The 11,387-nt window shown below is 54.2% G+C and carries 12 protein-coding genes; 7 read left to right on the forward strand and 5 right to left on the reverse strand.

All coding sequences use genetic code 11. The features are described 5' to 3' along the window. The 3 genes from CPT76_RS23280 to CPT76_RS23290 form a co-directional block, all read left to right on the forward strand. The coding region (locus tag CPT76_RS23280; protein ID WP_146116405.1) for a response regulator at nt 1–438 on the forward strand (438 nt) is incomplete at its 5' end. Nucleotides 439–507: 69 nt separating this feature from the next. Further along, nucleotides 508–1,869 carry a nucleotide sugar dehydrogenase gene (locus CPT76_RS23285; protein ID WP_076169958.1) on the forward strand — a complete coding sequence of 454 codons (1,362 nt, stop codon included), beginning with the start codon at nt 508–510 and terminating at the stop codon, nt 1,867–1,869. A 16-nt stretch (nt 1,870–1,885) separates the two neighbouring features. Continuing rightward, the gene (locus CPT76_RS23290) at nt 1,886–2,800 is read left to right on the forward strand and encodes a hypothetical protein (protein ID WP_105444603.1); all 915 of its coding nucleotides are present in this window, start codon (nt 1,886–1,888) and stop codon (nt 2,798–2,800) included. A gap of 134 nt (nt 2,801–2,934) precedes the next feature. On the opposite strand, the gene CPT76_RS23295 is transcribed toward CPT76_RS23290, so the two are convergent. Then, nucleotides 2,935–3,318 carry a YhjD family protein gene (locus CPT76_RS23295; protein ID WP_105444604.1) on the reverse strand — a complete coding sequence of 128 codons (384 nt, stop codon included), beginning with the start codon at nt 3,316–3,318 and terminating at the stop codon, nt 2,935–2,937. A gap of 344 nt (nt 3,319–3,662) precedes the next feature. Between CPT76_RS23295 and CPT76_RS23300 the strand changes: the two genes are divergently transcribed. Further along, on the forward strand, nt 3,663–4,160 hold the full coding sequence (locus CPT76_RS23300) for a Crp/Fnr family transcriptional regulator (RefSeq protein ID WP_105444605.1): 498 nt from the start codon (nt 3,663–3,665) through the stop codon (nt 4,158–4,160). Nucleotides 4,161–4,448: 288 nt separating this feature from the next. On the opposite strand, the gene hmpA is transcribed toward CPT76_RS23300, so the two are convergent. Then, nucleotides 4,449–5,651: an NO-inducible flavohemoprotein gene (gene hmpA, locus CPT76_RS23305; RefSeq protein ID WP_105444606.1), complete on the reverse strand. Its 1,203-nt coding sequence runs from the start codon at nt 5,649–5,651 to the stop codon at nt 4,449–4,451. 704 nt (nt 5,652–6,355) lie between these two features. On the opposite strand from hmpA, the gene CPT76_RS23310 reads away from it, so the two are divergent. Next, nucleotides 6,356–6,709: a YitT family protein gene (locus CPT76_RS23310; RefSeq protein ID WP_483870074.1), complete on the forward strand. Its 354-nt coding sequence runs from the start codon at nt 6,356–6,358 to the stop codon at nt 6,707–6,709. 210 nt (nt 6,710–6,919) lie between these two features. Here CPT76_RS23310 and CPT76_RS23315 read toward each other — a convergent pair whose 3' ends face one another. Next, entirely contained in the window at nt 6,920–7,393 is a 474-nt protein-coding gene (locus CPT76_RS23315) for a DUF2188 domain-containing protein (protein WP_105444607.1), read from the reverse strand. A 131-nt stretch (nt 7,394–7,524) separates the two neighbouring features. Between CPT76_RS23315 and CPT76_RS23320 the strand changes: the two genes are divergently transcribed. After that, nucleotides 7,525–8,313: a lipid II flippase family protein gene (locus CPT76_RS23320; RefSeq protein ID WP_105444730.1), complete on the forward strand. Its 789-nt coding sequence runs from the start codon at nt 7,525–7,527 to the stop codon at nt 8,311–8,313. A 131-nt stretch (nt 8,314–8,444) separates the two neighbouring features. Here CPT76_RS23320 and msrA read toward each other — a convergent pair whose 3' ends face one another. Together msrA and CPT76_RS23330 are read right to left on the reverse strand one after the other, a co-directional pair. Continuing rightward, nucleotides 8,445–9,410 carry a peptide-methionine (S)-S-oxide reductase MsrA gene (gene msrA / locus CPT76_RS23325; protein ID WP_105444608.1) on the reverse strand — a complete coding sequence of 322 codons (966 nt, stop codon included), beginning with the start codon at nt 9,408–9,410 and terminating at the stop codon, nt 8,445–8,447. An 84-nt stretch (nt 9,411–9,494) separates the two neighbouring features. Further along, entirely contained in the window at nt 9,495–10,109 is a 615-nt protein-coding gene (locus CPT76_RS23330) for a TVP38/TMEM64 family protein (protein ID WP_105444609.1), read from the reverse strand. 340 nt (nt 10,110–10,449) lie between these two features. On the opposite strand from CPT76_RS23330, the gene CPT76_RS23335 reads away from it, so the two are divergent. Then, nucleotides 10,450–11,136, forward strand: coding sequence for a TerC family protein (locus CPT76_RS23335; RefSeq protein ID WP_105444610.1), 687 nt, complete (start codon nt 10,450–10,452; stop codon nt 11,134–11,136). Nucleotides 11,137–11,387: the final 251 nt, after the last annotated feature.

Here is an 11,387-nt window from a genome sequence, read left to right on the forward strand (position 1 = left end):
CAGATGGCTGAGTCCACAAAGCTCAGCACATCGTCCGATATTCATATATTTACGAAAGAGGAGGCTGCGGAAGAGGCCGGAAGAATTTTGATCGTCGACAATGACGCCACCGTCCGCGAGTTTCTCCAGATTCGTCTGAAAATGCAGGGCTACGAGACGCTTGCCGCTCATGACGGCACGTCCGCCCTGGAGCTGATCGAGAAATGGGAGCCGGATCTAGTGCTGACGGAGCTCAACCTTTACGGGATTGACGGGCTGCCGTTCATTCACCAAATCCAGCAGCTGCCGGTCGACAACACGCCGAAAATCGTCGTGCTGACCGAACAGCGCGTGGAGCAAACCATCAGCCAGTGCTTTAAACACGGAGTAGACGACTATGTGACCAAGCCTTTCTCTCCGGTAGAGCTGGATGCCCGTATACACCGGTGCTTTCACTAAATCATCCGCTTTTCTTGAGCGTTACTTAGCAGCAGACCAAAACTTACATCTAATGGAGGTTGAGTGCTTGTGAATCACGAATATGAGCAGTTGTTGGAAGGAATTAAAACCAAAAAGGCCGTATTGGGCGTAGTAGGACTGGGATACGTAGGACTTCCGCTGGCCGTGGAAATGGTCAAGCAGGGCTTCACCGTAATCGGTATCGACGTGGATCCTGCGAAAATCGATAAAATCTATCAGGGCGAATCCTATATCACCGATATCTCTTCCGAAGACTTGGCCGCGGTCGTGGCTAGCGGACGCTTCAAGCCGACGACGGACTACAGCATGATCGCCGTCATCGACGCGCTCAGCATTTGCGTGCCGACACCGCTCAGCGAAAACCAGGATCCGGATACGTCCTACATTACGAGCGTTGTGGATCAAATCAAGCTGCACATGAAAAAAGGCATGCTGATTACCCTGGAAAGCACGACTTACCCGGGTACGACCGAAGAGCTGATCCAGACGGAAATCGAAGCGCTCGGCTACAAGGTGGGCGAGGACTTCTTCCTCTGCTTCTCTCCGGAGCGGGTGGACCCTTCCAATGTGCGCTTCAACACCTTCAATACGCCAAAAGTTATCGGCGGTACGACCGAGGCCTGCCTGGAGCTGGGAACGGCGCTCTACTCCCAGTATGTACAGACGGTGGTGCCTGTCACTTCGCCGAAAGTGGCCGAAATGTCCAAACTGCTGGAAAACACGTTCCGCAGCGTAAACATCGCCTTCATCAACGAAATGGCCATGATGTGCGACCGCATGGGCATCGACATTTGGGAAGTCATCGACGCAGCAGCGACCAAGCCGTTCGGCTTTATGCCGTTCTATCCGGGTCCTGGCATCGGCGGACACTGCATTCCGCTCGATCCGATGTACCTGTCGTGGAAGGCGAAAGGCTTCCGCTTCTACAGCAAGTTTATCGAGCTGGCACAGTCGACCAACGACAACATGCCGTATTACGTTATTGGCAAGACGTCGACGATTCTGAACGAATACGCAAAGTCCATCAAGAAATCGTCGATCCTTATTCTCGGCATGGCTTACAAGCCGGACATCAGCGACCTGCGCGAATCTCCGGGACTTGAAGTCTACGAGCTGTTCAAAGAGAACGGCGCGAACGTGGAATACTACGATCCGTACGCTGTCAGCTTCCGCGACAAGCACGGCGAGACCGTGCACAGCGTAGCCTACGATCCGGCGCAGTTTAAAAAATACGACTGCATGGTGCTGATCACCAACCACAGCGGACTCGACTACGGGGAAATCGCGGCGATGGGCGTGCCGATCATCGATACGCGCAATGCATTCAAAAACTACACCCTGCCTCATATTTATAAAATCGGACATTCGGTGCAGCACGTGGAAGAGCCGGATGTGGCGTTAATCGTATAATAAAGGAGGGGATGGTTTGGGAGAGCTGCTCAAAAAAGCGAAAATCCCGGTGATCCTAGTCATCTGCGGCTTGCTGCTCCTGCCTCTCCTGTTAAAATCGTCAACAATGGAAGATCAAAAAGCGACCTGGCTGTGGGATACCGAGCTGATCAAGGATCCCGGCAAAATTATAGCATTCTGCAGGGAGCAGAACGTAGGCACGATCTTCCTTCAGGTTCAGAAAAAGGTTAGCGATGAGGACTACCGCCGCTTTATTGCGGCAGCCTATGAGGAAGGCATTGCCGTGCACGCGCTGGACGGGCAGCCCGATTGGGCCTATGAACGCCAGCGCAGGGAGGCGGATCAATTTCTGCAGTGGGTGTTTGATTATAATGCAAAAGCAGCCCCAAGCGAGAAGTTTGCCGGCATCCAGCTGGATGTGGAGCCCTATCAGTTAAGACGCTGGGAGAGGGATCAGGACGGCGTAGTGCGCGAATGGAGCAGCAATGTGGAAAAATGGGTAGCCCAGGGCAAGGAGAAGGGCCTGTACATGAGTGCGGCCGTTCCCTTCTGGCTGGGCAACGTTAAGGATGCCAACGGCAGCGGGAACCTGAGCCGGTGGATGATCAGCCAGTTTGATGCCGTCGCCGTCATGTCGTACCGGGACAGTGGACGGAAGATTTACGATGTGGCCCGCGAGCAGTTGGATGAAGCGGACCAGCTCGGTAAATCGGTATGGATCGGCATGGAGCTGGGTGACACCGAAGAAGGTTCGCACATCACGTTTTTTGGCAAGGCCGTGCCTGTGATGGAGGAAGAGATGAAGTCTGTGAACAGTCTGGGCGACAGCCATCCTTCCTTTGCCGGACTGGCGGTACACCATTATGAAATTTGGCAGGACAAAATCGCTTCAGCGGCTTCGGACGAGAAGCCCGAGAAGTCCAATCAGTAAATGGAATCAGGCGTGCGAAGAGGGAAACCATTCGCACGCTTTTTTTCGTGGATGGAGAGCAGCCTCGGCACCGCACAAGGTTGAATGTACATCGCACACCGATATAAAAGGCCCCGCTTGACGGGGGCTTCACTTCAGGCATCCGGCAGCCGGATGCCGAGATAACGGCTGAGCACGAGGCCCGATTCTGCCTGCACGTACGTCCAGAGCATGGCGAATCGCCGCTGGTATCCGCGGCACAGGTACGACGCCTCAATGCCCTTGGCGGTCCGGGTTTCCTCGTAGACCCGAATCCCGCGGGCCTTCATCTCGCGGCGGATCGAAGTCAGGCTCGCCATAATCTGATCCTGGATGGACGACAGGGCCCGGATATACAGCTGTGCCATCTTCAGCGGGACAGTGCCGATCAGGCGAACGTCCTGCTCCAGCGCATCAAGCAAAACCACGTGCAGCAGGTAGGCTTTGACCAGACGGCCGTCTTCTTCCGAGGGGGCCGGAGGGGAGAGGGATGCTTTCATGAGGCATGGCACTTCCTTACTGACAGTATAGGAACATACGTTCTAATTATACTCATGTTAAGGCAAAAGTATTCGGGAAGGCAATAACGAATTTATGGAAGCGCGCAGCGTTTCGGTCCGGACGAGTGGATTTGGTATAATAAAGAGAAGCGTTTATCAAATGCACTCTTAGAATTTTTATCGCAGCCGGGAAAGCGTGGAGCCGTAATGATAGCCGGGGAACGGTTGTCAGCTCCACAGAGGCCAAAATTTTATATGTTGCGATGAGACCCTGGTTAGCTTCGCAGAAGCGGCATTGAACAAAAAAACTTGGAATCGCGGAACTTTAGGTTGGAGGAAGAATCATGTTTTTGAACAAAGGAGAAATATTATTCAGACAGGGGGACAGCGGGGAATTTTTATACCATATCAAGAGCGGCTTGTTCAAGGTAACACGGCTCCATAAAAACGGGAACAGCGTTCTGTTTAACGTGCTTTATCCGGGGGAAACGGTGCCTCACCATTCGCTCATCACCCCGAAGGATATCCACGGTACGGCAACGGCCCTGATGCGCAGCGAAGTCGAGAAAATTCCGGCAGAGGAGTGGTACCGCGAGCTCCGTGAGCACCCGGAGAAGGCGCTTGAAATCGCCCTTTTGCTGCAGGAAAAGGTGCGCTTTATGCAGCAGCGGATCGACCATCTAACCGTCGGGACTCCGGCCGAGAGGCTGGCGCTGCTGACCGATTGGCTGGACAGCTACGCCCACGGTATCCACTTTACCGAGCTGCTGACCCAGGAGGAGATCGGCCAGCTGATCGGTGTACGCAGGGAAACGATCAACCGGCTGCTTCGAGGGCATTAACATAACGCCATCCAGCCATCCGCCATACGCGAACGGTCCGGTAAACAAACAAAGGGGCAGCCCCATTCAGGTTCTCTGAACCTGGGGGCAGCCCCTTTGTGCATTTTAGTAAATCGTATTGGCCGGTTTGGAAATCACATTGGCTAAATCAACGATTCGCATTAGCTAACTCAGCGCATTGCATTGACCAATCCGTGCGTTGCATTGGCCTCAAATGACGCCGTAGTCCGATAGGCGGGTTATGCCGCCAGTTGATAAGCTAACCGAGCGTGGCCCGCCGCCGATAAGTTAGTCGAGCTGGCCTGCGGGGCCGAAAAATTCGTAATGGATCCGCTCTGCGGGGATTCCCAGCTCCTTAAGGGCGCTGTAGACGGTGCGCATGAACGGAACCGGGCCGCAGAAGTAAAAATCAGCGTTTGGATCGACGATTTGCTGCAGCCATGCAGCGTCGATATATCCGGTTTTATGGCAGCTGTCGCCCTCAAGCGGTGTCTCATAGCAAAGGTAGGAGGACATTTGCGGATGCGCGCCTTCAAGCTCGGCGATATGCTCCTTCATCGCATGATGGCTTCCGTTAATCGCGGCGTGAACATAAGTGACTTTACGGGCCGGCTGTTCTTTCAGCAGCGTCTCCAGCATGCTGACCATTGGCGTCAGGCCGACCCCGCCGCTGATCAGCACGACGGGAATGTCTTGGGTCTGATCCAGCGTAAACGTGCCCGCCGGTGCACTGATTTCAAGGACAGTGCCTTCTTGGGCGTGCTCGTGCAGATAGTTGGAGACGACGCCTGCCGGTTTACCTGGCGCGGCATCTTCGCGGCGCACCGAAATCCGGTAGGAAGAACCGCCCGGCGCGGCGGACAAGCTGTAGTGGCGGATCTGCGTATACGGCTGGCCTTCAGGCTGAACGCGGACCGTGATGTATTGTCCCGGCAAATAAGAGGCGATCGGTCCGCCGTCTTGCGGTTTTAAATAGAAGGAAGTGATCACTTCGCTCTCCTTCACTCTCCGTTCCACGACGAATGGGCGGAAACCGGACCAGCCTCCCGGTGCGGCTTCAGCTTCCCGGTACATTTCCGCTTCCACGCTGATAAATGCATCTGCAATGACGCCGTAAGCCTCTTTCCAGGCTTCGAGAATTTCCGGCGTGGCCGCATCGCCAAGAACTTCCTTGATGGCCCCAAGCAAATACTGTCCGACGATCGGGTAATGCTCCGGCTTGATTTGCAGCGCCCGGTGCTTCTGCCCGATCTGCTTGACGGCTGGAATGATATCCTCCAGATGATCGATATGCGCGGCCGCGGCATAGACGGCGCCCGCCAGGGCGGCCGACTGCCGTCCTTGGCGCTGGTTGGCATGGTTGAATATGTTCAGAAGCTCTGGATGATCCTTGAAGAGATTGTTATAAAAGACGGATGTAATGGCCTGTCCGTGTACTTCCAGTACCGGAACGGTCGATTTGATCGTATCAATGGTTTGTTGGCTCAGCATAAAGGGCTCCTTCTTTCAACGTAATATTTAACGATTTCATAAGTTAAGTATAGAAAAGCCGATTACCCTTTATTGTGATTTCAGTCACATAAAAAATTGACATTGTGTGAACTTGAATTTACGTTCTGAAGACATGATCCGACGGAATAGGGCATAGGATATGACACGGTATCACGGTATCATTCCTGAAATCTGGATGACAGCGCCTGCGGCATAGAAGCCCTTCTTTTAGATATAAGAAAATTATAAGTTTCGGAGACTGGTTTCCTTATATCGCAACCAAAACTATCATATAAAAGCGGTCCGGCTTCTTGGAATGCACGACGAAAGACGTTTCTAACGCATTCTCCTCAGCAAGCTGTTTAGCAGGCAGTGCAACTGTGGTATAATAAGTATAGAAGTTATCAAACAAAAGAAAGGATCAGGATACCATGTGTCCCCGAAGGAACATTCCCCAAAGGACGATTTGGAAACGTTATGATCTCTCTTACACTTAGCTTCCATCGTAGAGAACAAGCGCCCGGATATTGGGTTGTGACAAACTTCTCGCGAAAGAAGGAAGCTTAAGATGCGAAGGACTCGGTCCTACAGGTTTCTTCCCGCGGAAGTTAGTCGCGTCCCTGACCAACTAACTACGATGAGGGGTAACCTGTATGAGGAAGAAAGACCATGTAATTTCAACGCTTCGACCAATCGCTATTATGATGTTAGGTACTTTTTTGCTGGCTTTTACGTATTATCACATTAATTTTCAGAATCATCTGTCCGAGGGCGGCTTCGTTGGCCTGTCGCTGCTCGGCAAGTACGCATTCGGATTTGACCCGGCAGTGACTGTGCTGATCCTGGATATTCCGGTGATCCTCGTTGCGCTGCTGCTGAATGGACGCAAATTTATTGTGAACACGCTTGTGGCGACCGTTTCGTTTTCCGTTTTTTACGATCTGATGGAACGCTACTCTGCGCTTGACATCAATCTTCACGGCAACCTGATTACGTATACGGTCNCGTTTCGTGCGCANCTTACCTCGCCGGCATGGGAGATGCCGCACCTAAGATGACCNCGGGGCNGAAACAGCCTGCAGCCAAACCCGTTCACAAAGTTCGGAGTGTCCACTGATAGATAACCGCCTGGTTCCTTAGGGAATCAGGCGGTTTGCTGTTTATGGCAGGTATGGCAGGGCGGGGGGCACCGTAAGGAGCCTCCCCGCGAAGACATACCACGAATCGCTCGGTTTTGCCGTCTTGCGTGAACGCTGGCAAGAACAGCATCACGAATAACTTCGATTGCTCTCGATTTTGCCGTCTTTGCCGTGAACGATGGCATGGACATCGTGTTTCGAGGCGTAGTCCTCCGCCTCGTTCATGGCTTCCTTCTTCGATCCAAAAGTCGACAAGGGCTTGTCTTTGCCTTCCACCTTGAGCGCCCATCCGTCCTCATGGGTGACGACATGGACATCAGCATCGCCGCCCCGGCCGCTGCGGGACCGGGAAGTCTTGCCGGCGTGCTCGTCATGCTCGTCCCGCTCGTCATCCGAACGGCCAGATGCATGCTTCGATTGCCCTTCCTCACCGGCAGGGTGGTCCTCATTCCACTTTTCCGCCTGAGCGGTGCCGATGGCAATAGCGCGCCCTTCCTCATAGCCTTCCTCGAGCAGCGCATTGGCGATTTCGACCGCCTTATTCCGCACCCGAGGCTCCAAGTTTTTCATGGATACAGGGTAATCATGCTTATTCCAAGGCATTGTCCATCCCTCCAAACCAGTTCTCGTTTACCCCTATATTACCCGGCGCCGCGCGAATCAAACGATGTTCATCCGCCCGATATGCATTATAATGGAAAAGATTGAGAATAAAGGAGTGAGGAATCGTGATCATGCAGATGCTGCTGGTACTGCTCTTGACAGGGATCATCCATACCGTGGACAGCCTTTCCTATGCTCTGCGGCTCGGCGGGCTGCGCAGCCGGCGGATTACGCTGGCCCTGTCCTTGTCGGGGCTGCTTGTGATCGTGTCGAGGACTTCCAACATGGCGCAGGGACCTATGGTCGGCAGCATGGTGGACAAGGCGCTGGCGTCGGCCTCCTTTCATTTGGAGTCGAGGCTGCATTGGATCATCGCCGCCGCCACAGCCGGTACAGCCGCAGCCATGCTGCTGTTTCCAAGCGTGGTGCGGATTTGCTCGCGGCTGGTCGTCCATTTGGAGGCCGCCGGTTCCATCCCGCAAATGGTAAAGCAGCTGACCGCCGGGCGAAAATGGAAGAACGGGACGGCGTACGTCAAGCTGCCGAATCTCCAGATGCTGCGCAGCCTGTTTCGAGGCCGCCTGCCCAGACGCCTGATGGCGATTAATATGGCCGTCACGGCTATTTATACCGTCGGCGTGCTGTCCGCGCTGTATGCCGCCTATCTATGGCCGGCATCCCGGCTGGCGGCATCAACCTCCTCCGGTCTAATCAACGGGGTGGCGACGATTCTGCTGACGCTGCTCGTCGACCCGCGGATCGCCCTGCTGTCGGACCGGACATTGCGGGGAGAGTCGCGTCTGGGGCGGATGAATCAGGTGCTCGGCCTGATGCTCGTATCCCGCTGCGCCGGGACGATCGCGGCCCAGCTGCTGCTCGTTCCCTGCGCGTTCTGGATCGGCTGGCTTATCTCCGGCTGACCTAAAGCAGCCGGAAAAAAGGAACGCGCATGAAAAAGAGGGTAAGGCTGCAAGCCTTACCCTCTTTTCGTATAAAGAACGAACCCCAGCGGCTATCGCTTGCTGGTCTCAAAATAGAGCGGCAGTGCCGTTTATTCAAACAGCACTTTATATTCGGAATATCCTTCCTTATCCAGGTCTTCCTTCGGAATAAAGCGAAGCGCCGCGGAGTTGATGCAGTAGCGGAGGCCATCCGGCCCCGGCCCATCGTCAAAAACATGGCCCAGATGGGAATCCGAGCCTTTGCTGCGCACTTCGGTCCGTACCATCATATGGCTCATGTCCAGCTTCTCTTTAATGGAGTAGTCGCGGATCGGCCGGGTAAAGCTCGGCCAGCCGCAGCCCGAGTCATACTTGTCCGTGGAGCTGAACAGCGGCTCGCCGGACACGATGTCGACGTAAATGCCGTCGCCGTGATGATCCCAGAACTCGTTTTGGAACGGCCGCTCCGTGGCGTTGTTCTGGGTGACTTCGTATTGAAGCGGCGTCAGGCGCTGTTTCAGCTCTTCCTTGTTTATCTTGGGAGCCCAGTGCTTCTCCAGGAAGTCATCGCGGCCCGATCCTTTCCGGTACCGTTTGTAATGTCCCGGGTTTTTCTTGTGGTAGTCCTGATGGTAATCTTCCGCTTCATAGAACGGGCCGGCAGGCAAAATCGGCGTAACGATCGGCTTGTCAAAGCGGCCGCTTCTTTCGAGCGCCTGCTTGGACGCTTCGGCCTTCTCGCGCTGCTCCTCGCTGTGATAGAAAATAGCGGTCTGGTAGGAAGAGCCGCGATCGTAGAACTGCCCGCCCGCATCGGTTGGATCGATCTGCTGCCAGAATAGCTCGAGCAGCTTTTCATAAGGAAAAATGTCCGGGTTGAACGTAATCTGCACCGCTTCCACATGCCCTGTCGTTTCAGAGCATACTTCCTCGTAAGTCGGGTTCGGCTTATGGCCGCCGGTATATCCGGACACGATGCTGACGATGCCCGGCAGCTCCTCAAACGGGGTTACCATGCACCAAAAGCATCCACCCGCAAAAGTGGCTTTATGTTCAACTGGCTGTACGTCGCTCATGATATCACTCCGTTTCTTTCAAATCGTAAGTAAGGTGTACAACTCCATTATAATCCATCCGCGCAAGGGAACCAAGGTGCCCGGTTATTTCGGTCTCGTGCGGGAGAGGCGGCGGTACATTACCGCGATCAGTCCGAGCAAGAGGACATAAGCGGATGCCGCAGCGGCGGAGATCCACGGGTGCGCTGACAGATTGCCGCCCAGGTAGGCATATAACAGGATGCCCGGCACTTTGCCGATCCCGGAAGCGGCGGTGTAGCTCCAGAAGGGAAGCGCGGCGGCCCCGGCGAATATATTGACCGCCATCTGCGGAACGATCGGAATAACCCGCGCGGCGGCGATACTGACAAACGGATGCGTTTCAATGAATGCGGTGAAAGTCTGCAGCGGCTTGATCCGTTCCAGATACCTCCTGCCCCGGTCCCGAAACAGGTAGCGGACAAGTCCGTACAGAATCGTGGCCGCCAGCATCGTTCCGATCCATGAGACGATCGCCGCCCACAGGGTACCGTAAGCGTAGCCGAGCGCCGCGATGACCAGCTTATAGGGAACGACAGGGAACAGGGCGACCAGGGCGGCTATTCCGACCAGCAGAAGGAATGACGGCCTTTCGCCCAGCGCCTCCATGATCGCGTCCCGGTACAGGAAAGCCCAAACGAGCAGAAGGATGTACAAGAGGGGCAGCAACCATTTTTTCATCGTGATTTCCTTTCCACTTAGCCTATAATCTCCATCATACCAAAAATTAATGAATAAAAATCATAGTAATTGCCTTAGAGTTTTGCTATAATGGTTCCAACAAGTGAATAGTTCCCAAAGGGGAGTAGCTCATGCAATAAAGTCGTCATTACGGGATCGGTATCCCCGGCTTTATTGGCAACGATTATGTTGTTTTGCGAGACCTTTGCCTGATTTTTCATTAGGTAAAGGTCTTTTTTGGTGGGCAAAAAGCGCCGTTTTACCTAATGAAGGTAAGGGGCGCTTTTTTTAGTGCGGCGACTAATCATTCTATCTCAAACAACAGAAAGGTGGAAATCGTATGGAATTGTTTACTATGGCATTTTGGGCAGCGCTCATGTCCATCGTCATCATTGACCTGGTTCTTGCCGGCGATAACGCCATTGTAATCGGACTCGCCGCGCGGAACGTCAAAAAAGAAGACCAGAAAAAAGTCATTATTTGGGGGACCGTGGGCGCCGTCGTCATCCGGGTCATCGCCACGCTGCTGGTCGTTCAGCTGCTGCTGATTCCGGGACTGCGTCTTGTCGGGGGAATCGCGCTCATATGGATCGCGTATAAGCTGCTGATTGACGAAAAAAAGCATGACATATCCGCAGGCAACCAAATGTGGGCAGCCATCCGCACGATCATTATCGCCGATGCCATGATGGGTCTCGACAACGTGCTGGCGGTAGCCGGAGCGGCCCATGGAGACTTCCTGCTCGTCATTATCGGACTGGCGATTTCGGTGCCGATTATGGTATGGGGCAGCACGATCATCCTGAAGCTGACGGAACGCTTCCCGGTCATTATTACGATCGGCGCGGCGGTGCTCGCCTGGACGGCATCCAAAATGCTGGTGGAAGAGCCGCTGATTCACGACTGGTTTGCCAGCCCGATCCTGAAATACGGGTTTGAAGTGGTGGTCATCGCCGCCGTCGTTGCTTTGGGACTGATGACCAAAAAGAAAAAGCAGAAGGAAAACCGGGCGGCAGAGTCGATGTAACGGCTTAAATTTGCCGGCCAAAAGCGGTATAATGGGTATCTGTCCGGCATGTCCGGAAGGTTCGTTGGATTGAAGAAAGGTGGACCATAGGCATGAATGTAATAAACCGTAAGCGGAAGGTTGCGCTGGCGGGGCTCGGTGATATCGCCCACAAGGTATATCTTCCGCTGCTGGCCCACCACGAGAAGGTGGAGGTTGCCGGGGTGATGAGCCGCTCCGAAGCTACGGTGCAGCGCGTGACGCAGACTTAC

It is taken from the genome of Paenibacillus sp. AR247, from assembly GCF_002968895.1.
GTDB classification, from domain to species: Bacteria; Bacillota; Bacilli; order Paenibacillales; family Paenibacillaceae; genus Paenibacillus_AQ; species Paenibacillus_AQ favisporus.